The sequence below is a fragment of the Arthrobacter sp. RCC_34 genome (assembly GCF_041360795.1).
Lineage (GTDB): Bacteria > Actinomycetota > Actinomycetes > Actinomycetales > Micrococcaceae > Arthrobacter_E.
In genome coordinates this window covers 164121-188194 of the sequence record NZ_JBFUPW010000003.1, presented here as the reverse complement: position 1 = coordinate 188194, position 24074 = coordinate 164121, and the positions used below count along the sequence as shown (strand labels likewise).

Genomic DNA, 24074 nt, shown 5'->3' with positions numbered 1-24074 from the left:
CTGGAGGAATACAGCCGGGGGAAGGGGTCGCTCGCCCCGGCGGTCAGCCGTTCTGGCTCGTGGCGATGGCTCCGACGCGATACGTCGTGCCCATTTCGACGCTGTTGGGCACTTCTCGGCTGATCTGGGAATCGCAATACACGACATTCCAGTGGAGGTGCGGGCCGGACGCGATGCCGGTCTGGCCCGAGTACCCCAGGAGCTGTCCTTGCTGGATCGGTGTTCCGGCGCTGATCGTGGTGCTGTTCAGGTGGGAGTACTGCGTGCAGCGGTTGTCGCCGTGATCGATTCGGACCTGGATCTCACCAGTGCTGCCCCGGCCACTGAAGACGACGAGGCCGCTGGCGGAGGCGGTGATCGGTGCGCCCATGCCTGTGCCGAAGTCGACAGCGTGCTTGTTGTACTCGGGCAGAATGCCGCGGGCGTGCTCGGCCGGACCCTGCAGGATCGAGTACGCCTTGCCCCGCGGGAACGGCAGCTTGTAGGGACGCATTCCGGCGGTCGAGGCCGCCACCGTGGATGCCACCGAGGTGCGCGTCGCGGGGATGAACCCGGCCCGGGTGCCCGTGACCCGCACGGAGATTCGCGCTCCGACATGCGAACTGTTCAGGGCGAGGGTCGTGGAGGTCGCCCCGGCGATGGGTGCGCCGTTGCGCAGCCACTGATAGCTGAGCGACACGGCGCCCGGGCCCCAGGTTCCCGCGAGTGCGGTGAGTGTCTGTCCGGCGGCCGGATAGCCACGGAACACCGGGGCGGGTGCGGGTCCCAGGAGCGAGCGCGTGGTGAGCGCGTTCGACGTGCGCACCGCCGTGGCGTAGCCGCTCAGCGCGCCGGTGACCCGGAAGCTGATGGCCCGGCCGGCGTCGGCGTTCGTCAGCACGTAGGTGGTCGCGGTCGCCCCGGCGATCGGTGCGCCATTGCGCAGCCATTGGTACGCATACACCGGCTTGGGATTCCAGGCGCCCACGACGGCGGTGAGCCGGTTGCCGACGTCGAGCCCGCCGGAGATGGTGGGATTCGGGGCCGCAGTGAACTGCTTACCGGCACGCACCGGGGCGCTCACGGCGGTGGCGGTGTTGTAACCGGTGACGGCGCCCGTGACCACGGCGGTCAGGTCGGCGCCGGTGTCTGTGGCGGCGACTTTGTAGCTCGCGGCGGTGGCTCCGGCGATGGCCGCCCCGTTGCGGCGCCATTGGTAGGTGAAGGTGGCCGGTCTCGGGTTCCACGCTCCGGGGTTCACGGTGACTGTGAGGCCAGGGGCGGGGACGCCGGTGATGACGGGCTGGACCGTGGCGATCGTGCCACGCTGCAGGGCGGCCGTCGCGCCCGAGGTGCGAGTGGCTGTCGCGAAGCCGGGCCGGGAACCGGTGACGCGGACCGAGACGGTTTTGCCGAGTGCGGTGGCGGGCGGGGTCCACGTCGGCCCGGTGGCCCCGGCGACAGCGGTGCCCGCGAGGAGCCATTGGTATGTGAAGGTGGCGGCCGGGTCCCACGTGCCGGGGACAGCGCGGAGCACCTGGCCGACGGCCGCTGTGCCGGCGATGGTCGGGTTCGGCGCGGTGGTGAACGGGTCCGTGCACGCGGGGGTGACGGGGTCGTTCGAGTTGGTGTTGATGTCCACATCGGCGACGAAGCCGTTGTCCGACGTCTTGTACCAGAGATCGTCGAGGCCGCCGTTCGGGAGCCACGGGCTGTAGTAGCCGCTGACGGCCTGGCCGCGCGCGTAGCACTTCAGGGTCAGTGTCTGCCCGGCGTTGTACCAGCCGAGCTGGGTGCCGTTGAGGGTGGCCTTGGCCATGCGCTGCGTCTTGATCGCCACCTTGCCGGTGGGGGTCGCCGCATCGGCGGGCGCAGGGGCCGCGACGAGGAGTCCCGTACCGAGCAGAAGGGCGGCGAAGGCCGCGGCCAATCGATTCTTCATGGTCCCTGTTCCTGAATGGGCCGAATGGCCGGAGGTGAGAGTGAGTTCCCGCCTTCAGGATAGGGCTTCTGCGAACGGGGCGGGGTCCCTCGATCTCCCCTATGTGGACAACCACCGGGTGTCGAGTGACCCCGCCCTGTGTCAGCGCAGCGGCAGCCTGGTCAGCGGACGGCGAGTTCGCCGAGCTCGGACCAGCCGTCGACCTTCACGTTGACGATGTCCGGGGTCCGCGACAGGTACTGCGGAAGCTCAGCCTGCGCCTGCTTGAAGTGAGCGGAGTTCACGTGGGCGGCGCCGGCGTCGTCGTCCTTGAACGCCTCGATCAGCACGTAGGTGCTGGGGTCCGTCAGGGAGCGCGACCATTCGTAGAACAGGCAGCCTTCTTCGGCGCGGGTGGCCTCGGTGAAGGCACGGGAGATCTCGGGCCAGGCGTCGGCGTGCTCGGGCTTGACCGGGAACTGGGCGGTGATGAAGATCAAGGTTCTCTCCTTCAATGAGGTGGTGCGGTCCTTCCAGCATGCCCGACGACGGCGGCGCGGGGCACGTGGATGGGAATCCGTGCGGTGTCGCCGCACTTCACTCCGGTCGCCGGGCGGCGAGGTCAGTCGAAGTAAAGGTGCGTGTGGAGGCGGCAGCGCTCGTTGAAGAGGCTGTCGCAGGAGGTGCAACTGTCGGTGGCGAGGTAGGCGTCGATGCTCAGCTCGGTCCGGCAGACTCCGCAGAGGACTGCCTTCTCGCCGCGGCGTTCCCGGGGCCACTGGCGTGCGGGGTGACCGGCGGTCTCCTCGTGGCAGAGGTGGCACGGGTAGTAGTCGCCGCAGCAGAAGAACTTGATGGCGATGATGTCGACGGGCGTGCGGTAGTGGATGCACCGGGTCTCGTAGTCGACCGTGGGGCCGAGGACGGGCGGGGACGGGGTGGACGTGTGGGGCATGGGGAATTGTGGCACGGGGCGATGAGTGGAGGCACGCAAGATCGGGGAAGCATGCAGAATAGGCTGGAAGCGAGGGGGATGTCATGGCTCGAGGAACAGGTCCGGGTTTGGACGCGATGCGATGGTCCGTCGACGAACAGGCGGAGATCAGACGCGATATCTTCAGGTGGCTTCAGGGCCAGGAGATTGCCAATGGCGGGTATGAGTTTCGCAGAGAATTCCTGCGGTCGGCATATAGCTATCGTGGACATCAGATCGCGCTGATGGATCCCCAGACAGGTATTTGGAACCCTCGAGGGTTCGATACGACCCTATCTATTACCAATACATTGAAGGGTCCCTACGATGACGAGGCGAACGCGGAGTATTTGAGGTACTCCTACGAGAGGCGGTCTGGCCAGCCGTTGCTCAGCGGCCGCAATCTTAAGCTCCGGGCTGCGGCGGAGCGTCAAGACCCAGTCATTCTGTTTCAGGAAGTCCTTCCGGCGTTGTATGTGCCGCGATACCCGGTGTTTCTTGAACGAGATGATCCGGTCGAAGGCTATGTTGACGTCTTCTTGGATCGTGCGCTGAGTGACCCGGAGGACCCGCTTTACGACTCCGGTACGCCGAAAGCCTACGCCGAACGGGTCCGCAAAGTTCGCTTGCATCAGCAGGACTTCCGGCGTCGTGTGGTGTACGCCTACGAGTATCACTGCGCCATCTGTGAACTGGATATTCCTGCCTTGATTGATGCTGCGCATATCACTCCGGACGCTCATGTTTCGAGCTCAACCGAGGTGTCCAATGGTTTGGCATTGTGCAAGTTGCATCATGCCGCGTTTGACGGCAACTTGCTGGGCATTGACCGTCATTATCGAGTTTCGGTGCGGCCTGATGTTCTCGCGTTACCAGGTACCTCGCTGGTGAAGTACGGGATGCAGGACATGAATGGGCGTTTATTGTACGTTCCGAGCGCTATGTCGCTCCGCCCGGACCCCGCCAGTTTGGACCGGCGTTTTCAGGAGTACCTCAAAGTTGCTGACCGCGAGAGAACACGTGGTGCCCCCAAAGCCACGTCTTGAGGGCACCATGTGTTCCTTCGCGGGACTCGACGCAACTACCCGTCGATCGAGCTCATGTCCCCGTACCGCTCACCGACAACGGCGCCGCGTGGGACGGCCTCTTCCAGCGCTTCCAGCTCCGCCGGGCTGAGTTCCAGGGACGCGGCGACCACGTTCTCTTCCAGGTACTTCACGCGGCGGGTGCCCGGGATCGGGACGATGTCTTCGCCCTGGGCCAGCAGCCACGCGAGGGCGAGCTGGCTCGGGGTGCAACCGCGCGCCCCGGCCAGCTCCGTCACTCTCGCGGCCAGCTTGAGGTTGGCCTCCAGTGCCTCGCCTTGGAAGCGCGGGAAGTAGGCGGACGATCGCGCGTCGCCGTCGCCGGTCACCGATTCCGCCGTCATGGTGCCCGTCAGGATGCCGCGGCCCAGCGGCGAGTACGGCACCAGGCCGATCCCCAGCTCGCGCAGCGCGGGCAGGACCGAGTCCTCCACATCGCGCGAGAACAAGGAGTACTCCGTCTCAACGGCGGTGATCGGGTGCACGGCGTGAGCGCGGCGGATCGTCGCGGCCGAGGCCTCCGACAGCCCCAGGTGCCGCACCTTGCCGGCCGTCACGAGCTCCGCCATGGCGCCCACGGTCTCCTCGATGGGGACGTTCGGGTCCACGCGGTGCTGGTAGTACAGGTCGATGTGGTCGACGCCGAGCCGCTGCAGGGACGCTTCACACGCGGAACGCACATACTCGGGCCGGCCGTTGATTCCGAGCCGTTCGCCGTTGGGCCCGCGCATGTTGCCGAACTTCGTGGCGAGCTGGACCTCGTCGCGGCGTCCGGCGATCGCCCGGCCGACCAGCTCTTCGTTCGTGAACGGCCCGTACATGTCCGCGGTGTCGAGGAAGGTGACGCCGAGGTCGAGCGCCCGGTGGATGGTGGCGAGACCGGCGTCCGGGTCCGGCGTTCCGTAGAACTCGGACATGCCCATGCAGCCGAGGCCCAGGGCGGAGACGGTGAGGGAGGAATCGGTGCCGAGAGTTCGTGTGGAGATCGTCATGAGACCAGCAAACTCCTTCGAGCGCACTCTAAGTCAAGGGGTCGCCGTCCGGAGGCGACTGAGTCCGCTAGGTGCGTTGTGAATCCGCTACATCTGGTAGCGGATTCACCTCTTCGATAGCGGACTCGACGACCCTGCGGCCAGCGGACTCAACGCGTCGCTTCGGGCCGGGCACGCGAACGTCTCCGCCGTCGTCGCGCGATAGATGTCGATCTTCGTCTCGATCGCGGCGAGGTTCTCCTCGACTTGGCGCAGCTGTGCTATCACGTGCTCGCGGTGCTCCAGCAGGAGGCTCAGCCGCGCCGGGACCGAGGCGTCGCCGTCGCGCACCAGTCGCGCGTACCGCCTGACGTCGGAGATCGGCATGCCGGTGGCTCGCAGCCGGGCAATCATGATGATCCCGTTCACGTCCTGCTCGGTATAGGCGCGACGGCCCGACGACGCGCGGCCCACCTCGCGCGGCAGGAGCCCGTCACGCTCGTAGTACCGGAGGGTGTGCTGGCTCAGGCCGGTCCGCTCGGCGACCTCCGCGATGGTGAAGCTCATACCTCCAGTGTGCACCCGCCCGAGCCGCGGGAAACGCGCGAGGGAACAGCTGATGCCCCGAAACCGCGGGTTTCAGGGCGCCACCTGTTCCCTCGCGGGGGCGGGCGGGAGGAGGGAGAGTGCGGCGAGAGGGCCAGGAGCTCTACCCCGCCGCCGGCAGGTACGTGTTCACGGGCCGGCCCGTCGAGCCGTACTCCAGCACGAGCCGCACCCGGCCCTTGCGCTCCAGCTCGCTCAGGTAGCGCTGCGCCGTGGGCCGCGAGATCCCGATCTGATCGGACACGTCCTGAGCGCCCAGCGGGCCGTCGGCGGCCACGACCGCATCCAGCACCTTCTGCATGGTCGGCGGCAGCGAACCGCGCCGGACGCTCCCGGCCGCGGGCAGCGCCGCATGCCGGGACGCGAACAGGGCGTCCACATCCTGCTGGCCGGAGATGTCCCGTTCCACCTTCTGCCGCCACGCCCGGTACGCCTCCAGCTGCTCGGTCAGCTGCCGGGCCCCGAACGGTTTGACCAGGTAATACACCGCGCCGCCGCGCATCGCCTCCCGCACGGTGGCGGCGTCGCGGGCGGCGGTGATCACCACGGCGTCCACGTCGACGCCCTCGTCCCGCAGCGACCGCAGCAGGGACAGCCCGTCCTCGTCCGGCAGGTACACGTCCAGCAACAGCAGCTGCGGTTTGAGCGTGGCCACGAGTTCCCGCGCCTCCGCCGCCGAATGCGCCTCGCCGACGCACTCATAGCCCGGCACCCGCCCCACATGGGCCGCATGCAGCCGCGCCACCCGGTAGTCGTCGTCGACCACCAGAGTCCGGATCATCCCATCTCCTCCTCCGCTGCCGTCCCCGGCAGCCATACTTCAAAGCGTCCACCCGGTCCGGGGAACACGTCCAGCGTTCCGCCCGCGCGCCGCACGATCCGCGCCACGAGCGCCAGCCCGATCCCGCGCCGCATCCCGGGCCGCGCCTCCTTGGTGCTGAAGCCGTCGCGGAACACCTCACCCACCAGCTCGGACGGAACTCCGGGCCCGGTGTCCGTCACGGCGACGAACACCCCGGACGAATCATCCAGTTGCAGCGTCACGGTGCGGTCGCCATCCTGCCCGACGACGGCGTCGATCGCGTTGTCGAGCAGGTTGCCGATCACGGTGAGCAGCTCCGCCGTGGTCACCTCGGGCTGCCGGAGCCGCGAGTCCTCGGTGATGGTGAGTGTGACATCCTGCTCGGCCGCGATCGTGACCTTGGCGAGGATGAGGGCGGCGAGCTCCGGCGGCTCGACACGGGACCGCAGGCCCTCGCCCAGGGACCGGGACGTGTCCGAGATGCTCGACACGAACCGCCGGGCCTGCTCCACCTCGCCCTCGTCCAGGAGCCCCGTCACCACGTGCAGGCGGTTCGCGTACTCATGTTCCTGCGCGCGGAGCGCCTCGATCAGGCCCTCGGTGGCACGCAGGTCCCGCACGAGCACTTCCACTTCGGTGCGGTCCCGGAGGGTCACCACCGCGCCGATGCTGCGGCCGGCGACGCTGACGGGGCGCCGGTTCGCCACGAGCAGGGCGTCGTCAGTGATGACCATCTGGTCGTCGCCGGGGGAGTGCCCGCTGAGAACCTCCAGGAGCCGGCCCTCCGGCAGCAGCTCGCCGATCGGGCGGCCCAGCACCGCGGTGTCCAGGCCGAGCAGTCGGCGCGCCTCCGAGTTGATGACGGTGACGTGGCCGTCGTCGTCGAGCCCCACCATGGCCTCGCGGATGCCGTGCAGCAGCGCCTCGCGCTCCTGCAGGAGGGAGGCGATCTCGGGCGGTTCCAGACCGAAGGTGACGCGTTTGATGCCGCGCGCGAGGAGCAGCGAGCCCGCCGCACCGATCAGCAGCACCAGGCCCGAGTAACCCGCCACCAGGCTCACATCGGCCCAGTCCGCGGTGTCCACGGAGGCCTCCAGGATGCCGACGGAGACCTGACCGATCAGCTTCCCCGAGGCGTCGAACAAGGGCGCCTTCGCGTTCGCGGAGGGGCCCAGGCTGCCGGGATCCGTGCCCACATGGGACTTCCCGTCCAGGACCGCGAGCGGCTCTTCGAGCTTCTTTCCGATCAGCAAGGGGTTCGGGTGGGAGAAGCGCACCCCGTCCAGATCGGTCACCACGACGTAGTCGGGATGCGCCTGGGCGCGCACCCGGTCGGCGAGTGCCTGGATCCGGGCTGAGGGGTCGTGCCGCTGAAGCTCGGTGGCGACCTCGGGCATCTGCGCGAACGTCGTGGCGATGCCGAGCGCGCGCTGGCGGTACTCGTCGTCGAGGTTCTGCCGCAGGATCCGGCTCGTGACGAAGCCGCCCAGGGTGACCGTGAGCAGCAGGATGCACAGCGTCCACACCAGGATCTGGGAGGCGAGGGGCCTGGCGCGCCACCACGTCCGGACCGGGTTCACGGCGTCCACCTCGCCCGGCCGGACGGGTGATCAAAAGGCTCAAAACATGAATGAAAGCGGGTAACCCTCGCAAGCCGCGCAACTCTGGCCGGGTCCTCGAGGCCGTTTCTATGGTGGGTGCAACCACTGTGATTCAGATCACCGGACACGGGGAAAGGATCCCCCGCCACCGGTGGCCGAAGCAAATCCACGGCGCGCCGACGCGTCGCACCGAAAGACAGAGCCGTCTTTCCTGAAGTTGAAAGAGGTCTTCCACGATGGCAGACAATCCCGCCCACCGGTCGTCAGGCCGGGCGCCCGACGCCGATGCCGCCGGCATCGAGATCACCGGGCTCACCAAGCGCTATCTCACCCCGAAGGGCGAGACCTTCACGGCGATCCACGATGTCGCGCTCACGATCGAACCCGGCCAGTTCTGCTCGATCGTCGGCCCCACCGGCTGTGGCAAGTCCACCACGCTGGCCCAGGTCTCCGGCCTGGAGAAGCCGAGCGAAGGCTCCGTCCGGGTCGGCGGCCACCTCGTCAACGGCATCACCGACGGTGTGAGCTACATGTTCCAGGCCGATGCCCTGTTCCCGTGGAAGAGCGTGCTCAGCAACGTCATGATGGGCCCGATCCTGCTCGGCACCCCCAAGCGGGAAGCCACGGATCTGGCCCGCGACTGGCTGCGCCGGGTGGGTCTGGCGGGCTTCGAGGACCGCTATCCGCACCAGCTCTCCGGCGGCATGCGCAAACGCGTCGCCATGGCCGCGGCACTCATCAACAACCCCCGCATCCTCCTGATGGACGAGCCCTTCGGCGCCCTGGACGTGCAGACCAAGGCCATCATGCAGAACGAGCTTCTCCAGCTCTGGGAGGAACTGCGCCCGTCGGTCCTCTTCATCACCCACGACCTGGACGAGGCCGTGGCGCTCTCGGACCGCGTGGTCGTCATGACCAGCAGCCCCGGCTCGGTCAAGGACGTCTTCGACATCGACCTCCCACGGCCCCGCGGCGACGTCCAGCACATCCGCCACGAGGAGCGCTTCCTCGAACTCCAAGAGCAGATCTGGGCCTCCCTCAAGGACGAGGTCACCCGGGCCTATGCGCGCACGGCAGGAGCAGCGGCATGACCACTCTGACGCACGACGGCGCCGCGGGACGTCCCGCCGCAGCCGTGACCTCCGCGGACCTTCAGGCAGCCGGCCGCCGCGCCGCGCGCCGCCGCAACACCGCGATCTGGACCGGGCGCATCGCCCTGGCCGTGATCGTGGTCGGCGGCTGGCAGTGGTTCACCGAGGAGGGCTGGGTGGACAAGTTCTTCTTCGGCCAGCCCTCGGAGATCTGGAACAGCCTGGTCAAACTCTTCACCCAGGGCACCGCCTTCGGCAGCATCTGGGTGAACCTGGGCGTCACGGCGCAGGAGGCGTTCCTCGGATTCCTCCTCGGCACCGTGGTGGGCGTGGTCCTGGGCATCCTGCTCGGATCCAACAAGTACCTCTCCGCCGTGGTGGGGCCGTACATCCGGATCGTGAACTCGATCCCCCGCATCGTCCTCGGATCCATCTTCATCGTGGCCTTCGGCCTGGGCGTCTTCCCCAAGATCCTTCTGGCCGCGGTCCTGGTGTTCTTCGTGGTGTTCTTCAACGCCTTCCAGGGTGTCCGTGAGGTCGACCAGAACCTCGTGGCCAACGTCCGGGTGCTCGGGGCGTCCCCGCTCCAGGTGGCCATCCACGTGACGATCCCGTCCGCCATGACCTGGATCATCGCGAGCCTTCACACCGCCTTCGGTTTCGCGATCATCGGCGCCCTGGTGGCGGAGGTGCTGGGCGCCCAGCAGGGCATCGGTCTGATCATCAGCCAGGCCCAGGGCACCTTCGATCCCAACACCGTCTTCGCCTGCATGGTCATCATCGCGGTGGTCACGCTGGCCGCCGAATTCCTCATCGGCCTCCTGGAACACGCCCTGCTGAAGTGGCGTCCGCCGAACCGGTCCGAAGCGCAGTCGATCTGACGCTCAGCGGTCCCCCGAAACCTCAACCCCACTCTTCAACCCCATCCCACAGAAAGGGCGCATCAATGAAGAAGCGCACCATCGCCGTCGTCGCCGCTGCAGGAGCCCTGGCGCTCAGCCTCGCGGCCTGCGGAGGCAGCACCTCCGGCTCGTCCAGCACCGCAGGGGGCAGCACGGCCGCGGCCGGCTCGATGCCCACCGTCAAGCTCATGGTCGGCGGCATCGACAAGCAGATCTACCTGCCGTATCAGCTCGCCCAGCAGCTCGGGCTCTACCAGAAGTACGGCGTCAACGTGGAGCTCTCCACGGAGCAGCACGGCGGTGTGGGCGCCGAGGAGGCCATGGCGTCCGGCCAGGTGGACATGTCCGGCGCCTGGTACATCCACACCATCGACTTCCAGGCCAAGGGCAAGAACATCATCAACCTGGTCCAGCTCTCCGGGGCGCCGGGCGAGCGCATCATGTGCAACCCCAAGGCCAACGTCCACTCGGGCGCGGATCTCCGCGGCAAGACTGTCGGCGTGACGGACCTGGGATCGGGCACCGATGAGCTCACGCAGTTCATCGCGTCCAAGGCCGGGGTGTCGAAGAACGATTACCACACCATCGCCGTCGGCGCCGGTGCCACCGCGATCGCCGCGATCCAGCGTGGTTCCGCGGACTGTGTCATGACCACCCAGCCGACCGTCGGGGCTCTGGAGGCCAAGGGCCTGGCCGTTTCGGCCATCGATCTCGCCAGTGCCGATGGCGCGAAGGCGGCGCTGGGCGGCACCCTGCCATCCGCGGGCCTGCTCGCCCAGGCTTCCTGGGTGAAGGATCACGAGGACGCCGCGCAGAAGGTGGTCAGCGCCCTGGTCGAGACAATGCACTGGATCAGCACTCACTCGGCACAGGACATCGCGGACAAGCTCCCGCAGGACTTCGTGCAGAACAGCACCATCACCAAGGAGCAGTACGTGAAGGCGCTGGACCAGGACAAGGGTCAGTTCCTCCCGGACGGCCTGATGCCCGCGGGTGGCCCCAAGACCGTGTTCGAGGAGGAGAAGACGATCGGCCTGGACACCTCCAAGGTCAAGATCGAGAACACCTTCACCCAGAAGTACGCGCAGGCCGCCCTGAAGACGCTCGGCATCACCCCGACGACGACGCCTGCCGGCGCTGACGGCTAGCCGTCCACCCCGACCACCACCCCCGCCCGGGGTGCGTGACCGGCCGCAGAGGATCCCCCAGCGACCGTGCGCGTGCACCAGGCGGGGGCGGTGCTTTAACGGCGCCCGTTCCTTCGCGGTGCCGGGTGGGGGTTTAAATGCCCGACGGCGGGCTCCCCGTGTGTGGGGTGCCCGCCGTGGGTGTGGGTCCAGGTTCCCCCACCATGGGTGGGGTGGGCCGCTTAGTGGGAAGCGGTTTCCTGTTCCTGGGCGTTCTTGGCGGCGTTCTTGCCGGCGGTGCGCAGTGCTTCGGCGACCTTGTTCAGGGCCGGGACGTGCTGGGACTGCCATTCGTTCTTGAACTTGTCCGCGTCCGGGCCCATCCACTGGACGCCGTTGAGTGCGCTGGTGAGCTGGTTGCGCTGCTCGTCGATGGTCTGTGCGCCTGCTTCGAGCTTCTTACCCAGTGCGCGAAGCTGCTGGACGTCTGCACCCCAAACTGCCATTGTCTTACTCCTTTGTTGTGATGGATCCGAACTGTGCCGGGTTCCCATGTCAGTGGTATTCCGTTGTGGGCTCCCGGCTCACCTCCCTGGCGGGTGGTGGTTCGTTTCCGTGAACCTCTGAGAACAAACTATCCAATGATTGGACGAGCCGTCGATGGGGAGTGCTCCCCATTAACCTCTCCCCATGCCGAAATCCCCGGAATTCCGGCGTTTTCGGACTGGATCCCGCGTTGTCACGGGCCGACAACAGCCCGCTGTGACGGCGGCGCTCCCCACCTGCCGCGGCGTCGCGCGGTCCGGCTGCCCGGCGTCGTGCGTTCCGTGCTCAGGCTAGTGGGAAGGCGCCGTCCCGCGTCACATTCCCGCGAATAAGCCGGCGGTCCCGTGGCGCCCGGCCTGCGCCGCGGGACCGGGCTCCACCGCCCCGATGCGCTGACCGGCCAGGACACCCGACCGAAACACCCCGGACATCGTGGGGTGACTGCTGGAAATCCGCCTGACACATCCCGGTGGGAAGCTCTGTTCCTCAGCGTCACCGCGGTCTTTGGAGGGGTCATGCCGGCATCATCATCGGATCTGTTCGCCAGCTATTCGGGGGCCTTGGCCACGTCGAAAGCCTTCGACGAGATGTTCCTCCCGGCAGCGGCCGGCGGGGGTGCGGAGGCCGCCGGTCTTTCGGCACGCGGCTCCTACCGCCAGCTGACCCGGGTGCTCGCGGGGCTCACCCCGGATGACATCGCCGCCCGGGCCGAGGCGATGGCCCGCACCTTCCTGGACCGCGGCGTCACCTTCGACTTCGCCGGCGAGGAACGGCCGTTCCCCCTGGACATCGTCCCTCGCGTCATCGACGCCCAGGAATGGCAGGGCCTGGAACGGGGCGTGGCCCAGCGGGTCCGGGCGCTGGAGGCCTTCCTGAACGACGTCTACGGCGCACAGGATGCTGTGCGCGACGGCGTCCTACCGCGCAAGCTGATCACGTCCAGCAAGCACTTCCACCGGCAGGTCCACGGCTTCCGTCCGGCGGGCGGCGTCCGGGTGCACGTGTCGGGGATCGACATCGTCCGCGACGGCGAGGGCACGCTGCGGGTGCTCGAGGACAATGTGCGCGTCCCCTCGGGCGTCAGTTACGTCCTGGAGAACCGCCGGGCCATGGCGAAGGCGCTGCCGGAGGTGTTCAGCCAGCAGTCCATCCGCCCCGTGGAGGAGTACCCGCGCCGCCTGCTCTCGGCCCTCCGGAAGACCGCCCCGGACGGCGTGGAGGACCCGACGGTCGTGGTCCTGACCCCGGGCATCTTCAACTCCGCGTACTTCGAGCACACCCTCCTGGCGGGGCTGATGGGCGTGGAACTCGTGGAGGGCCGCGACCTCACCTGTCGCGGCAACCAGGTCTTCATGCGGACCACCTCGGGGGAGCAGCGCGTGGACGTGATCTACAAGCGCCTCGACGACGAGTTCCTGGACCCCCTGCAATTCCGGGCCGACTCCATGCTGGGCTGCCCCGGCCTGGTCAACGCGGCGCGGGCGGGCGGGGTGACGATCGCGAACGCCGTCGGCAATGGCGTGGCCGATGACAAGCTCATCTACTCCTACGTCCCGGACCTCATCCGGTACTACCTGGGCGAGGAGCCGATCCTGGCCAATGTGGACACCTTCCGGCTCGAGGAGGACGCGGCCCGCGAGGAGGTCCTGGACCGGTTGCCGGAACTGGTGGTGAAACCCGTGGACGGTTCGGGCGGCAAGGGCCTCGTGATCGGTCCCGACGCCAGCCGCGAGGAGCTCGACACCCTCCGCCGGCAGCTCATCGAGGACCCGCGCGGCTGGATCGCTCAGCCCGTGCTCCAGCTGAGCACCGTCCCCACCCTGCACCGTGAGCGGTTCAGCCCCCGCCACGTGGACCTGCGGCCTTTCGCGGTCAACGACGGCGAGGACGTCTGGGTGCTGCCGGGCGGCCTCACGCGGGTGGCGCTCAAGGAGGGCAGCCTGGTGGTCAACTCCAGCCAGGGCGGCGGGTCCAAGGACACCTGGGTGCTGGGGGAGGAGACGGGCGCGGCGGACCCCGGGCCGTCACGGCGGCGGTTCGGCCACAGCGCACGCACCAGCGTGTGGCCCGTGGAGACCAGCTGGCGCGATTCCCAGGCGGGGCAGCAGCAATGAGTGCCGCGCGCCGTCGTCGTCAATCCCATCCCGCACCGCACGTCAGGAGGACATCATGCTGAGCCGGATCGCCGAATCACTGTTCTGGATCGGGCGCTATGTGGAACGTGCGGATGGCACCGCGCGGATCCTGGACGTCCATCTGGAACGCCTCAACCATCTGCCGCCGGAGCAGCAGCAACAGGTGGCCCGGGACCTGCTGCAGGTCATGGGGTCGCCCCTGGACCGCCAGGACATCACCTTGCCGGAACTGCTGCGGGTGCTCGCCTATGACCGGTCGAGCCCCACGTCGATCGCCGGGGCCCTCGGCGCTGCGCGGGAGAACGCCCGCCGGGCCCGTGAGACCGTCTCGGCGAGCCTGTGGGAATGCCTCAACACGACGTATTTCGGCCTCAGCCGGCATCGCGAGGACGTCGCCGGGACGTACCGGTTCTGCCAATGGGTGATCGAGCGGGCGGCCACCACGAGTGGCCTGACGGACAGCACCATGAGCCACGACGACAGCTGGCTGTTCATGGTCCTGGGCCGGTCGCTGGAACGCGCGGACATGACCGCCCGGATGCTCGCCACGTGCGATGCCAACCCCGCGGGCGTGTCCTGGGTGAACATGCTGCGTTGCGCCGGAGCGTACGAGTCGTTCCTGCGCACGCGCCGGGCAGCGTTCGATGACCGCAACGCCGCCGAGTTCCTGCTCATGGACCGGCAGTTCCCACGGTCGATCGTCTATTCGCTCAAGAACGCGGACGATGCCCTCGCCTTGCTGGAGCCCAGCGATCAGCGCTCCGGGATGTTCAACGACGCCCGGCGCATCGTGGGCCAGGCCAGGACTTTCCTGGAGTTCCACCGCAGCGAAAACCTCATGGACGAACTGCCGGAGCACATGGAGCGGATCCAGCGCTCCGTCGCGCGGGCTTCGGAGGAGATCGCCCGCAGGTACTACAGCGCCCGCGAAGAGCAGGCCTGGGTGGGAGAACTGTCATGACACGTCTGAAGATCGTGCACCGCACCGGATACCACTACAACAAGCCGGTCCTGGTCAGCTACAACGAAGCGCGGATGACGCCGCCCACGGAGCCCGGACAGACGGTGCTCGGCTCGCGCATCACCGTCGAGCGGCCCGGCGCGACCCAGGCCCGGTACGCCGACTACTGGGGCACGCAGGTAACCACTTTTGAGGTCCACGAACCCCACGAGTGGCTCGAAGTGGTGGCCACCGCCACGGTCGACGTGAACCGCGAACAGGCTACGGCGCCCGACGGCGAACCGCTGGGCTGGGCCGAACTGTCCGGCCGCGCCGTGCAGGACGAGTTCAGCGACCACCTGCCGCAGACGCGCCTGTCCGCGCCGGGCGAGGAGGCGACGGAACTGGTGGCGGCGCTCTCCGGACGGCCGTCGCCGAAGGCCGCCGCGGAGGAGGTGTTCTCGAGGCTGCGGGGCGAGATGACGTACATGCCCGGCAGCACTGGCGTGCACACCGACGCGGCACAGGCGTGGGCGCAGCGCCAGGGGGTCTGCCAGGACCTCGCGCACCTGGCCATCGGCTGCCTCAGGAGTCTCGGGATCCCTGCCCGGTACGTCTCGGGATACCTGCACCCGCGGGCCGAGGCCGATCCGGGGCAGACCGTGGCCGGGCAGTCCCACGCCTGGCTCGAATGGTGGGACGGCGCCTGGCACAGCTGGGATCCGACCAATCACAAGGCCGCCGGGGACTTCCACGTGGTGGTGGCCCGCGGCCGTGATTACCGCGACGTGGCCCCGCTTAAGGGCATCCTGTCCGGCGGCGGGGGTTCGCGGTTGGAGGTCTCGGTGGACATGACCTGGCTGACCTGGGACTCCGTGCGGGCATAGGGCGTGGTTCGGGGGATTCCGCGAGGGAACAGTTCGTGCCCTCTCCGCGCTGTTGTGAGGGCGCGAGCTGTTCCCTCGCTGACCCGTCAGTGGGAGGCCTGCTCCTGCTCGTTGGCGTTGCGGGCTGCGGCGGTGCCGGCGACACTCAGGGCGTGCGCCGCGTTCGACAGCGCCGGGGCGTGCGTGGAGTCCCATTCGGAGCGGAACTTCTCCGCGTCCGGGCCCATCCACTGCGTGCTGTTCAGGCTGGAGGACAGGGTGGTGCGCTGGTCGTTCAGCACGTCCGCGCCCTTCTGCATCTTCTTGCCCAGGGTCCTGAGCTGCTCGACATTCGCGCCCCAAACGGCCATGACCTTCTCCTTGCTGTTCTGCCCGGGGGGCTGTCGCGGCCGGGGATCCTGCGATCACGGTACGCAGCCCCGGCCCCGGAGTCGATGGGCAGCGCTCCCCATGCGGCGCCCCTTCCTCGCTCGACTCCGCGAAGGAGTAGTTGGTGCCCTCATGGTGGGGTTTTGGGGGCGTGAGCTGTTCTCTCGCGGTGGGGGCGGATGTGGGGGGTGGGTGTTTTAAATGCCCGACGGCGGGCTCCCCGTGTGTGGGGTGCCCGCCGTGGGTGTGGGTCCAGGTTCCCCCACCATGGGTGGGGTGGGCCGCTTAGTGGGAAGCGGTTTCCTGTTCCTGGGCGTTCTTGGCGGCGTTCTTGCCGGCGGTGCGCAGTGCTTCGGCGACCTTGTTCAGGGCCGGGACGTGCTGGGACTGCCATTCGTTCTTGAACTTGTCCGCGTCCGGGCCCATCCACTGGACGCCGTTGAGTGCGCTGGTGAGCTGGTTGCGCTGCTCGTCGATGGTCTGTGCGCCTGCTTCGAGCTTCTTACCCAGTGCGCGAAGCTGCTGGACGTCTGCACCCCAAACTGCCATTGTCTTACTCCTTGCTCGTGGTGAACCCGGCCTGCCCGGTTTCTGTTGACTCAAAGCTATCCGGACCGCGCACGAACCGTCGATGGGGAGGGGTACCCATGGAGCGCTCCCCATGAGCGGAGCCGTTATAGCACGCGTGGGTCACAGATGAGTGAGTGGCCCGTTCGAGGCGCTCAGCCCGCCAGCGCCTGCTCGAAGTCGCGGATCAGGTCGTCCACATCCTCCAGCCCGACAGACAAGCGCACCACGCCGTCACCCAGCCCGATCGAGGCCCGGCCTTCCGGGCCCATGGCGCGGTGCGTCGTCGTCGCGGGGTGCGTGATGAGGCTCTTGGAGTCGCCCAGGTTGTTCGAGATGTCCACCACGCGCAGGCCGTTGAGCAGCTGGAACGCGGCGTCCTTGGCCGTGCCGCCGGGAAGCGGCGCGAGCTCGAACGTCAGCACGGTGCCGCCCGCGCTCATCTGCTGTTTCGCCAGCTCGAACTGCGGGTGCGAGGGCAGCAGCGGGTACTTCACCCAGTTCACCCCGGGCTGCCGCTCGAGCCATTCTGCCAGCTTCAGGGCGGAGGCGGACGAGTGCCGCACGCGCATGTCCAGCGTCTCCAGACCCTTCGTGAGCACCCAGGCGTTGAAGCTCGACAGCGACGGCCCCGTATGCCGCATGAGGTTCTTCACCGGCCCGTCGATGAACTCCTTGGTCCCGAGGATCGCGCCGCCCATGACGCGCCCCTGCCCGTCGATGTGCTTGGTCCCGGAGTACACGACGACGTCGGCCCCCAGATCCGTGCAGCGCTGCAGCATGGGGGTGGCGAAGACGTTGTCGGCCACCACGGTGGCGCCCGCGGCGTGCGCGAGCTCGCTGACGGCGGCGATGTCGATGATCTCCTGCATCGGGTTCGACGGCGATTCGAAGAACACCGCCTGCGTCGGCACGGACAGGGCCTCGCGCCACTGTTCCAGATCGGGTCCGTCCACGAACACCGTTTCGACGCCCCAGCGCGGCAGGATCTCGTTCAGGATCACGAAGCAGGATCCGAAGAGCGACCGCGCCGCGACCACGCGGTCTCCGGCGGCGAGCAGCGCGCCGAGGGCCGTGAACACCGCGGACATGCCGGACGCCGTCGCAAAGCACGCCTCGGTGCCTTCGAGCAGCCGTAGCCGCTCCTGGAAGGTGGCGACGGTCGGATTGCCGTAACGGGAGTAGACGAAGCGCTCGTCCTCACCGGTGAAGGCTCGTTCGGCGGCCTCGGCCGAGTCGTAGACGAAGCCCGAGTTCAGGAACAGCGCCTCGGAGGTTTCGTAGAAGCCGGTGCGGTCCAGCCCGCCCCGGACGGCCTGCGTTGCCGGCGACCAGGACGCGGCCTCAGGATTGAACGCCATGTCTCACGCTCCGATGGTGGTCGGTAGGCCGCTGTTCTTCCAGCCGTTCACGGTGCGCTCCCCGAACCGGTCCGGGACGCCCTCGAAGCCTTCCAGGACGTTGTACGAGGACCAGCCCGCCGCCGTCGCGGCTTCCGCCGCGGCGATCGACCGCTGTCCGGAACGGCACAGGAACACGAGGTCCGCGGTGCCGGCCTCCGGGGCCTGCTCGGCGAGCTCCGCGAGGAACCCCTGGTTCGGCACGCCGCCGGCCAGGTTCCACTGGATGAACAAGGGGTCGCCGGACGGGGTCTTCGGGCGGCCGATGTGCGCCCACTCCGCCTCGGTGCGCACGTCCACGAGGACGGCGCCGTCCTTGAGTTTGTCCCACGCCTGCTGTGGCGTCAGGTCGCCCGCGTAGCTCACAGGGCACCGCCGTAGGGGGCGAAGCCGGTGGCGGGGACGGCGTACGGGTCGACGACCGGGGCCGGCGGCGCGGGCGGCGCGTACGGCAGGACGACGGCCTGGGCCGCGATCACCGTCTCACCGTTGAAGGTCACGGACGGGCTGCCGTAGAGGATGTACCCGTCGGCCAGGGCAGCCGAGACCCGTTCGCAGAATTCGCGGGTGTCCGGGCCGGTCAGCAGGCGGTAGGGCAGGAGGGCGGGCGCAGCGGCAGGCGCCGTCGTGGGTTCGGCCTGGGGCGCGACGCCGGGCGCAGCGGCAGTGGCCTGCTCACCGGCGGGGGCGGTCGCCGTCGTCGTGGCGGCCTTCGCAGGAGAGGCCTTGGCGGCTGCCGGTGTGGCGGCCGCAGCCTTCGTGGTGCGCGGAGCCCGGGTGGCGGGCTTGGCCGGGGTGCTCCGGGGAGTCGTGACCTTGGCGGCGCCGGCGGTTCCGGCAGTGGCGGACGTGGGTTCTTTGCGGGCAGGCAAGTGGGGGCTCCTTCGCGCTTGCAGTTGACACATGCCGAGTAGTCACCTGAGGCACCCCGCCGCGTCTGGAGGGTTGCCGACCGGTCAGTCAGGGCTTGTCACCGGTACTCGTTACTCTGCAAAAAATCTAGCACCAGGCCCCGGAGAGAAGTGTGACGGGAGGCTTCATCTTGTGTCATGAACCGGGCCGGCAGTGCTGACGGAATCGCCCCCGGAAACGTGGTTCACCCCGGGAAATTTCAGGGGGTGAACCACGTTTCCGGGGGTGGAAGCTCGGGAACCTGCCGGGCCCGCCGCTGAGCCCGTCAGTCGAGCGTGACCACGACCTTGCCGCGGACGTGGCCCTCCTCCAGGAGCCGGTAGGCGTCCGCCACCTGTTCCACGGGGAAGGTCGCTTCGAGCGGCAGCACGAGGGAACCGTCGGCGAGGCCCGCCGCGATGCGCTCCAGCGCGCCCGGGCCGGCATCCCCGCCACCGGTCGCGGTGAATCCGCCATCCGGATGGCCGTGCGCGGCGATCGCCGTGATGCGCTCCGCGGGGACACCGAAGCCCTGAGCCACGGTGATCACCTCGGCGCCGTTGAGGTCAGCTGCGGCGGTGGGCGTGCCGATCTCCGCGACGCGCTCGGCCAGGCCCGCGCCGTACGTGACGGGCAGGGCGCCGAGCTCCCGGAGGAACTCGTGATTGCGTTCGGACGCGGTGCCGATCACCGTGGCTCCGGTCGCGACGGCGAGCTGCGTGGCGAGAACGCCCACGCCACCCGCGGCCCCGCCGATCAGCACGGTGTCCTCCGGCGTCAGCTTCAACTGGTCGATCGCGGCGGCCGCGGTCCGTCCGGCGATGTCCAAGGTCGCGGCCAGCTCATCCGAGAGCCCGTCGGGAGTGCGGTGCAGTCCGCTCGCGAGGACCAGGACGAAGTCCGCCACCGCCTCGTGCCGCTTGCCGCCGAACACCCGGTCACCCACGGCGAAGTCCGTGACGCCCTCGCCGAGTTCGTCGATTTCGCCGGCGAAGTCGTTGCCGACGCCGGAGCCGGGAGCTCCGCCGAACGCCTCCGCTGCGGGGCCGCCGTGGAAGATCTTGAAGTCCACTGGGTTCAGACCGGCGGCCGCGACGCGGACCCGGACCTCGCCCGGGCCCGGCTGGGGCACCTCGCCTGCGACCAGCTGGAGGACCTCGGGTCCGCCGAACTCTTCATACCGCACTGCACGTGTCATGGTGATTCCTCGCTTTGCGCTGTCGGCGTCGTCCCGGTTACCACTCGCGTGAGGGGCCGGTCCGGCGCACTGTTCTCCTTGATGCTGTTCGTACTGATGCCCCGTGCAACGGGACCCGCGACGACGGCATTCCGGATGCGACGGCAGATGACGAAGAAAGGATTCGGGCGCGGGTTCGCCGGGCCGTGTGCGGGGTCAGAGGTCGCGTGACCCTACTGCGGCAGCGGGGTGGAGAAGGCGCCCAGCTCGGAGAGGAGGTCGGTCAGGCGGGCCAGGCCGCCGTCGTCGTCCGAGCCGCCGACCTCTTCGCGAGCGGCGGGCGAGGTGAACATGGCGATGGCCTCGAGGCGGCAGCCGCCGCCGGGCAGTTCGAGGAAGTCGAGGACTTCGAGGACGGGGCCGTGCGAGTCGGCCTCCGCCTCCACGGTCTGCACGATGCGCCACGGCTCGGAGACCTCGTGGAAGGAGCCGTAGAAGGTCCAGTCGTCGCCACCGGCGCCCACGGAGTAGCTCCAGGATCCGCCCGTGCGGGCATCCCAGCGGCGGAACCGCAGCTCGACGCCTTCCGGCACCAGCCAGCGGGCGAGCCAGAGCGGGTCGGTGTGTGCGCGGAACACGGTCTCGACGGGCGCGTCGAACTCCCAGACCCTGTTGATGCCGCGCAGGCCCTGCCATTCCTCGAGCTGCCGGATGCTCTCCACCTGTTCGTCCTCCTTGTTCTCCTGGAAGTCTGCGGCGGCCGTCATCCAAGGTCAACGAGAGCACTCATCGGGCGGCACAATTCGTCACCGGCGTTCATCCCGGGTCATGCGGCGCAATCCGGGGAATGGTTGACTGGAGCGATGATCCGCGCCATGACCACCGCCGATTTCCGTGCCGTCCAGGACCTGGAACGTGCCGCCGGAGAGCTCTTCCGGCAGGCCGGGATGGCCTCGATCGCCGACGACGAACCCTTCAGCGACGCCGAACTGGCCACCTTCGCGGCGGCCGGTTGGGCGTGGGTGCTGACCGTGCCCCTCGGCGGCTCGGCGTTGGTCCCCGGCGGGCAAGGCGCCGCCGAAGTGGCCGGCTACGCCGTCGGCGAGGTGGTGGACGGGGCCGCCCACCTGGAACAGCTCAGCGTCGACCCGCGACATGGCCGGCAGGGGCTGGGCGCGCGGCTTCTGGGGCACGTCCGCGCCGTCGCCCGGGAGCGCGGGATGGGGCGGACGACCCTGACCACGTTCCGTGAGATCCCCTGGAACGCGGCCTACTACGCCCGGCTCGGGTTCACCGTGCTGCCGGAGGCCGAGTGGGGTCCGGAACTCCAGGTCAAGGTGGCCGAGGAAGCCGCCCATGGCCTCGACCGCTGGCCGCGCGTGGTCATGGCGGCGGAGCTTTAGGGTGCGGCCGCGGCCGCGCGAACCCGCTTACTCGATGCCCGCGAACAGGCGGTTCAGCTCCTCGGTGAGTTCGGCGGCCACGGCCGGATCGGAGCCGATCGTCTTGCCGTCGAGGTGCTTGACCGGTGCGATCAGCCGGATTGAGGAGATCAGCCACACCGCATCGGCGTCGAACAGGTCCTCCGGCTCGAGCGGCCCGTAGCCGAGTTCCCAGCCCGCCTCCTTCGCCGCGGTGAACAGGGCGCCCTGCGAGGTGCCCGGGAGGATCCCGGCGTCCAGCTGCGGCGTGACGAGGCGCTTGGTGACCGAGCCGTCGTCGTTCACCTCACGGTGCGCGAGCAGCACGGTGGAGGTCGGGCCTTCCAGCACCCGGCCGTCCGCGGACGTGAAGATCACGTCATCCGCGCCGAGCGAATGCGCGTGCCGCAGAGCGGCCATGTTCACGGCGTAGCTGAGGGTCTTCGCGCCGAGCAGGAGCCACGGGGCGCGCTCGGCCAGATCGCTGTCGTAGCCGCGGTCCAGCAGCACGACGTCGATCCCCTCCACGCGCTGCTTCTTGCCGAGGGCGGGGGCCGGGCTGGCCTGCACCCACTCGGTGGGGGCTTCCGCGCCCTCGACACCCCGCGTCACGAGCAGTTTCACGACGAACTCGTCCACGCCGGGGTGCGTCTCCAGGTATTCGTCGACGGCCGTGCCGATCGCCGCCCGCCAGGTGTCCTCTTCGCTGATCGTGAGGTCCAGGGCGGCGGCGGACCCGGCCAGGCGGGCCAGGTGCGCGGGGAGCTTGCGGAGTTTGCCGTCGAGCACGAGGAGCGACTCGAAGACGCCGTCACCGCGGGTCGCGCCCAGGTCCGTGGCCATCAGCTGGGGCACGGAGGCATCCGCCACGCGGCCCTGCGGGAAGGCGGGATCGAGGAACACGAGCACGGTGCTGGGGGACGTCGAAGTCATGGGACAAGCTTAGAGCCGCCGTCCCGTGGCAGAGCGCGAGTCCATCGTCACCTGTTCGGTGTTGCGTGCTCAGTTGTTGTGGGTGTTCGGCCGGAACACCCGCAACAACTGAGCACACAACGGGAGGAGCGCGGCCCATAAATGCCCGGGGGCGGATATTCTCAGGGGAGACCGCGGCCGCCCGGGACCATCCGGAGAGGGGAACGCGACCACGACAAGGGGGAGATGCGTGCTGCCATACAGCTGGCCTCAGGAGTGGTCGTTGGGGTTCACCATCTGGGTCATGGCCGACATCGTGATCCGTCTCGTCCTGCTCGGTGTGGTGCCCGGCAACCGCCGTCCCACCACGGCCATGGCGTGGCTGCTGGCCATCTTCCTGGTGCCCGACGCCGGCCTGGTCCTGTTCCTGCTGTTCGGAAACTTCCGACTCAAGGGCCGCCGCGTCCGCGAGCTGGAGGACGTCAACCGACGGGTGCGGGAGGCCAGCTCCCTCTTGGAAGGCGAGTCCGAGCAGCTGCACCTGCCGGTCTGGCTGCGTTCCGCGATCGAACTCAACCACCGGCTCGGAGCCCAGCCGCTCACCACCCGGAACCGTGTCGAACTCATCCCCGGGTACCTGGAATCGATCGAGGCGATGACGGCGGCGGCGCGCGGGGCCAAGCGCTACGTCAATGTCGAGTTCTACATCATGGCGTACGACTCGGTGACGGAACCACTGTTCACGGCCCTGGAGGAGGCGGCCGAACGAGGTGTGGAAGTCCGCCTGCTGTTCGACCACATCGGCACGCTGCGGGTACGGGGCTACCGGCGACTGCTGCGGCGTCTGAAGAATTCCCAGATCCGCTGGCGGCGCATGCTTCCCGTCATGCCGTTCTCCGGGCAGTGGCGCCGCCCGGACCTCCGGAACCACCGGAAGATCATGGTGGTCGACGGGGAGGTGGCCTTCACCGGGTCGCAGAACCTCACGGAGCCCTCCTACAACAATCCCAAGCACCGCAAGGCCGGCCGCCACTGGGTGGAGCTCATGGCCCGGGTCGAAGGGCCGGTGGTCGCGAGCCTGAACGTCGTCTTCGCCACCGACTGGCTGAGTGAAACGGATGAATCCCTGGAAGAGCAGATCGTCCTCCCTGAGGCCGTCGACGGCCATATCCCGGCCCAGGTGGTGCCGAGCGGACCCGGGTTCTCCCAGGAGAACAACCTGCGCCTGTTCAACACGCTGATCTACTCCGCGCAGGAGCGGGTCTCCATCTGCAGCCCGTACTTCGTGCCGGACGACTCCCTGCTGTATGCCATCACCACCGCCGTTCAGCGTGGCGTTCACGTGGAGCTCTTCGTCTCTGAACAGGGCGACCAGTTCCTGGTGCATCACGCCCAGCGGTCCTATTACCAAGCCCTCCTGGAGGCCGGAGTGCGGATCTTCCTCTACAAGGCGCCCGCCGTGCTGCATGCGAAGCACTTCACGGTGGATGACGAGGTGGCCGTGCTCGGGTCCAGCAATATGGACATGCGGTCCTTCTCGCTGAACTTCGAGGTGTCCCTCATGATGGTCGGCCCGGAGATCGTGTCAGAGCTGCGGAAGGTGCAGGAGGCCTACCGTGCCACCTCGCGGGAACTGACGCTGGAGGAATGGCAGGAACGGTCCGTGCTCTCAAAGTACGTGGACAACGTCTGCCGGCTCTCGGCCACTCTGCAGTAGCTGTGCCGTGTGGCCGGGGCTGCGCCTGTGCCGCTCCGACCCGCGGTTTTGTGG

25 protein-coding genes and 1 riboswitch are annotated in these 24074 nt (G+C 68.5%); of the genes, 9 read left to right on the top strand and 16 right to left on the bottom strand.

Annotated features, from left to right (window positions below; translation table 11 throughout):
* Nucleotides 1-43: 43 nt before the first annotated feature.
* The 3 genes from AB6732_RS12605 to AB6732_RS12595 all read right to left on the bottom strand — a co-directional run bounded on the left by AB6732_RS12605 (nt 44) and on the right by AB6732_RS12595 (nt 2855).
* The gene (locus AB6732_RS12605; protein ID WP_370960293.1) at nt 44-1921 is read right to left on the bottom strand and encodes a peptidoglycan DD-metalloendopeptidase family protein; all 1878 of its coding nucleotides are present in this window, start codon (nt 1919-1921) and stop codon (nt 44-46) included.
* Nucleotides 1922-2082: 161 nt separating this feature from the next.
* Nucleotides 2083-2400, bottom strand: a complete 318-nt coding sequence (locus AB6732_RS12600) for a putative quinol monooxygenase (RefSeq protein WP_278267559.1) — start codon at nt 2398-2400, stop codon at nt 2083-2085.
* A gap of 122 nt (nt 2401-2522) precedes the next feature.
* Complete coding sequence (locus AB6732_RS12595) at nt 2523-2855, bottom strand: CHY zinc finger protein (RefSeq protein ID WP_370960292.1); 333 nt, start codon at nt 2853-2855, stop codon at nt 2523-2525.
* A gap of 83 nt (nt 2856-2938) precedes the next feature.
* On the opposite strand from AB6732_RS12595, the gene AB6732_RS12590 reads away from it, so the two are divergent.
* A complete protein-coding gene (locus AB6732_RS12590; RefSeq protein WP_370960291.1) occupies nt 2939-3919 on the top strand; it encodes an HNH endonuclease in 981 nt (326 codons plus the stop codon).
* 35 nt (nt 3920-3954) lie between these two features.
* On the opposite strand, the gene AB6732_RS12585 is transcribed toward AB6732_RS12590, so the two are convergent.
* The 4 genes from AB6732_RS12585 to AB6732_RS12570 form a co-directional block, all read right to left on the bottom strand.
* Nucleotides 3955-4944 (bottom strand): aldo/keto reductase, encoded by a 990-nt coding sequence (locus AB6732_RS12585; RefSeq protein WP_370960583.1) that lies wholly within the window; start codon nt 4942-4944, stop codon nt 3955-3957.
* Between the two features lie 111 nt (nt 4945-5055).
* Nucleotides 5056-5496, bottom strand: a complete 441-nt coding sequence (locus AB6732_RS12580; RefSeq protein ID WP_370960290.1) for a MerR family transcriptional regulator — start codon at nt 5494-5496, stop codon at nt 5056-5058.
* A gap of 142 nt (nt 5497-5638) precedes the next feature.
* Nucleotides 5639-6316: a response regulator gene (locus tag AB6732_RS12575; protein ID WP_370960289.1), complete on the bottom strand. Its 678-nt coding sequence runs from the start codon at nt 6314-6316 to the stop codon at nt 5639-5641.
* Nucleotides 6313-7917: an ATP-binding protein gene (locus AB6732_RS12570; RefSeq protein ID WP_370960288.1), complete on the bottom strand. Its 1605-nt coding sequence runs from the start codon at nt 7915-7917 to the stop codon at nt 6313-6315. The genes AB6732_RS12575 and AB6732_RS12570 overlap by 4 nt, the downstream gene beginning before the upstream one ends.
* 257 nt (nt 7918-8174) lie before the next feature.
* Here AB6732_RS12570 and AB6732_RS12565 point away from each other — a divergent pair, with 257 nt between their 5' ends.
* The 3 genes from AB6732_RS12565 to AB6732_RS12555 all read left to right on the top strand — a co-directional run bounded on the left by AB6732_RS12565 (nt 8175) and on the right by AB6732_RS12555 (nt 11079).
* The gene (locus AB6732_RS12565; protein ID WP_370960287.1) at nt 8175-9029 is read left to right on the top strand and encodes an ABC transporter ATP-binding protein; all 855 of its coding nucleotides are present in this window, start codon (nt 8175-8177) and stop codon (nt 9027-9029) included.
* Nucleotides 9026-9910, top strand: a complete 885-nt coding sequence (locus AB6732_RS12560) for an ABC transporter permease (RefSeq protein ID WP_208187101.1) — start codon at nt 9026-9028, stop codon at nt 9908-9910. The genes AB6732_RS12565 and AB6732_RS12560 overlap by 4 nt, the downstream gene beginning before the upstream one ends.
* A 65-nt stretch (nt 9911-9975) precedes the next feature.
* Nucleotides 9976-11079: an ABC transporter substrate-binding protein gene (locus AB6732_RS12555; protein WP_370960286.1), complete on the top strand. Its 1104-nt coding sequence runs from the start codon at nt 9976-9978 to the stop codon at nt 11077-11079.
* Nucleotides 11080-11300: 221 nt separating this feature from the next.
* Here AB6732_RS12555 and AB6732_RS12550 read toward each other — a convergent pair whose 3' ends face one another.
* Complete coding sequence (locus AB6732_RS12550) at nt 11301-11564, bottom strand: WXG100 family type VII secretion target (protein ID WP_066216089.1); 264 nt, start codon at nt 11562-11564, stop codon at nt 11301-11303.
* Nucleotides 11565-12119: 555 nt separating this feature from the next.
* Between AB6732_RS12550 and AB6732_RS12545 the strand changes: the two genes are divergently transcribed.
* Genes AB6732_RS12545 through AB6732_RS12535 form a run of 3 tightly spaced genes read left to right on the top strand, consistent with a single transcriptional unit; the run spans nt 12120 to nt 15566 of the window.
* Nucleotides 12120-13718, top strand: a complete 1599-nt coding sequence (locus AB6732_RS12545; protein ID WP_370960285.1) for a circularly permuted type 2 ATP-grasp protein — start codon at nt 12120-12122, stop codon at nt 13716-13718.
* A gap of 55 nt (nt 13719-13773) precedes the next feature.
* Nucleotides 13774-14700 carry an alpha-E domain-containing protein gene (locus tag AB6732_RS12540; RefSeq protein ID WP_370960284.1) on the top strand — a complete coding sequence of 309 codons (927 nt, stop codon included), beginning with the start codon at nt 13774-13776 and terminating at the stop codon, nt 14698-14700.
* Nucleotides 14697-15566, top strand: a complete 870-nt coding sequence (locus AB6732_RS12535; protein ID WP_370960283.1) for a transglutaminase N-terminal domain-containing protein — start codon at nt 14697-14699, stop codon at nt 15564-15566. Before AB6732_RS12540 ends, AB6732_RS12535 begins: the two co-directional genes overlap by 4 nt.
* A gap of 86 nt (nt 15567-15652) precedes the next feature.
* On the opposite strand, the gene AB6732_RS12530 is transcribed toward AB6732_RS12535, so the two are convergent.
* From AB6732_RS12530 to AB6732_RS12500, 7 genes are all read right to left on the bottom strand, one after another.
* Entirely contained in the window at nt 15653-15916 is a 264-nt protein-coding gene (locus AB6732_RS12530; protein ID WP_287898979.1) for a hypothetical protein, read from the bottom strand.
* 304 nt (nt 15917-16220) lie between these two features.
* On the bottom strand, nt 16221-16484 hold the full coding sequence (locus tag AB6732_RS12525; protein WP_066216089.1) for a WXG100 family type VII secretion target: 264 nt from the start codon (nt 16482-16484) through the stop codon (nt 16221-16223).
* A gap of 173 nt (nt 16485-16657) precedes the next feature.
* A complete protein-coding gene (locus tag AB6732_RS12520) occupies nt 16658-17863 on the bottom strand; it encodes an O-succinylhomoserine sulfhydrylase (protein WP_370960282.1) in 1206 nt (401 codons plus the stop codon).
* A gap of 3 nt (nt 17864-17866) precedes the next feature.
* Nucleotides 17867-18268 (bottom strand): rhodanese-like domain-containing protein, encoded by a 402-nt coding sequence (locus tag AB6732_RS12515; RefSeq protein ID WP_370960281.1) that lies wholly within the window; start codon nt 18266-18268, stop codon nt 17867-17869.
* Nucleotides 18265-18774, bottom strand: coding sequence for a DUF1737 domain-containing protein (locus AB6732_RS12510; RefSeq protein ID WP_370960280.1), 510 nt, complete (start codon nt 18772-18774; stop codon nt 18265-18267). The genes AB6732_RS12515 and AB6732_RS12510 overlap by 4 nt, the downstream gene beginning before the upstream one ends.
* Before the next feature lie 9 nt (nt 18775-18783).
* Nucleotides 18784-18890, bottom strand: a riboswitch (SAM riboswitch).
* Nucleotides 18891-19079: 189 nt separating this feature from the next.
* A complete protein-coding gene (locus AB6732_RS12505) occupies nt 19080-19991 on the bottom strand; it encodes an NADP-dependent oxidoreductase (RefSeq protein WP_370960279.1) in 912 nt (303 codons plus the stop codon).
* Nucleotides 19992-20203: 212 nt separating this feature from the next.
* Nucleotides 20204-20737, bottom strand: a complete 534-nt coding sequence (locus AB6732_RS12500; RefSeq protein WP_107004254.1) for an SRPBCC domain-containing protein — start codon at nt 20735-20737, stop codon at nt 20204-20206.
* 108 nt (nt 20738-20845) lie between these two features.
* Between AB6732_RS12500 and AB6732_RS12495 the strand changes: the two genes are divergently transcribed.
* Nucleotides 20846-21373 (top strand): GNAT family N-acetyltransferase, encoded by a 528-nt coding sequence (locus tag AB6732_RS12495; RefSeq protein ID WP_370960278.1) that lies wholly within the window; start codon nt 20846-20848, stop codon nt 21371-21373.
* Nucleotides 21374-21400: 27 nt separating this feature from the next.
* Here the strand turns inward: AB6732_RS12495 and AB6732_RS12490 are convergent, their stop codons facing one another.
* Entirely contained in the window at nt 21401-22324 is a 924-nt protein-coding gene (locus tag AB6732_RS12490) for an aminodeoxychorismate lyase (protein ID WP_370960277.1), read from the bottom strand.
* 283 nt (nt 22325-22607) lie between these two features.
* Between AB6732_RS12490 and cls the strand changes: the two genes are divergently transcribed.
* On the top strand, nt 22608-24020 hold the full coding sequence (cls, locus tag AB6732_RS12485; RefSeq protein WP_370960582.1) for a cardiolipin synthase: 1413 nt from the start codon (nt 22608-22610) through the stop codon (nt 24018-24020).
* Nucleotides 24021-24074: the final 54 nt, after the last annotated feature.

Bases quoted from the DNA above. Each gene is read 5' to 3' on its own strand.
- AB6732_RS12605 (WP_370960293.1), bottom strand. From the start codon at position 1,921: ATGAAGAATCGATTGGCCGCGGCCTTCGCCGCCCTTCTGCTCGGTACG.
- AB6732_RS12595 (WP_370960292.1), bottom strand. From the start codon at position 2,855: ATGCCCCACACGTCCACCCCGTCCCCGCCCGTCCTCGGCCCCACGGTC.
- AB6732_RS12590 (WP_370960291.1), top strand. From the start codon at position 2,939: ATGGCTCGAGGAACAGGTCCGGGTTTGGACGCGATGCGATGGTCCGTC.
- AB6732_RS12580 (WP_370960290.1), bottom strand. From the start codon at position 5,496: ATGAGCTTCACCATCGCGGAGGTCGCCGAGCGGACCGGCCTGAGCCAG.
- AB6732_RS12575 (WP_370960289.1), bottom strand. From the start codon at position 6,316: ATGATCCGGACTCTGGTGGTCGACGACGACTACCGGGTGGCGCGGCTG.
- AB6732_RS12565 (WP_370960287.1), top strand. From the start codon at position 8,175: ATGGCAGACAATCCCGCCCACCGGTCGTCAGGCCGGGCGCCCGACGCC.
- AB6732_RS12560 (WP_208187101.1), top strand. From the start codon at position 9,026: ATGACCACTCTGACGCACGACGGCGCCGCGGGACGTCCCGCCGCAGCC.
- AB6732_RS12555 (WP_370960286.1), top strand. From the start codon at position 9,976: ATGAAGAAGCGCACCATCGCCGTCGTCGCCGCTGCAGGAGCCCTGGCG.
- AB6732_RS12550 (WP_066216089.1), bottom strand. From the start codon at position 11,564: ATGGCAGTTTGGGGTGCAGACGTCCAGCAGCTTCGCGCACTGGGTAAG.
- AB6732_RS12545 (WP_370960285.1), top strand. From the start codon at position 12,120: ATGCCGGCATCATCATCGGATCTGTTCGCCAGCTATTCGGGGGCCTTG.
- AB6732_RS12540 (WP_370960284.1), top strand. From the start codon at position 13,774: ATGCTGAGCCGGATCGCCGAATCACTGTTCTGGATCGGGCGCTATGTG.
- AB6732_RS12535 (WP_370960283.1), top strand. From the start codon at position 14,697: ATGACACGTCTGAAGATCGTGCACCGCACCGGATACCACTACAACAAG.
- AB6732_RS12530 (WP_287898979.1), bottom strand. From the start codon at position 15,916: ATGGCCGTTTGGGGCGCGAATGTCGAGCAGCTCAGGACCCTGGGCAAG.
- AB6732_RS12525 (WP_066216089.1), bottom strand. From the start codon at position 16,484: ATGGCAGTTTGGGGTGCAGACGTCCAGCAGCTTCGCGCACTGGGTAAG.
- AB6732_RS12520 (WP_370960282.1), bottom strand. From the start codon at position 17,863: ATGGCGTTCAATCCTGAGGCCGCGTCCTGGTCGCCGGCAACGCAGGCC.
- AB6732_RS12505 (WP_370960279.1), bottom strand. From the start codon at position 19,991: ATGACACGTGCAGTGCGGTATGAAGAGTTCGGCGGACCCGAGGTCCTC.
- AB6732_RS12500 (WP_107004254.1), bottom strand. From the start codon at position 20,737: ATGACGGCCGCCGCAGACTTCCAGGAGAACAAGGAGGACGAACAGGTG.
- AB6732_RS12495 (WP_370960278.1), top strand. From the start codon at position 20,846: ATGACCACCGCCGATTTCCGTGCCGTCCAGGACCTGGAACGTGCCGCC.
- AB6732_RS12490 (WP_370960277.1), bottom strand. From the start codon at position 22,324: ATGACTTCGACGTCCCCCAGCACCGTGCTCGTGTTCCTCGATCCCGCC.
- cls (WP_370960582.1), top strand. From the start codon at position 22,608: ATGGCCGACATCGTGATCCGTCTCGTCCTGCTCGGTGTGGTGCCCGGC.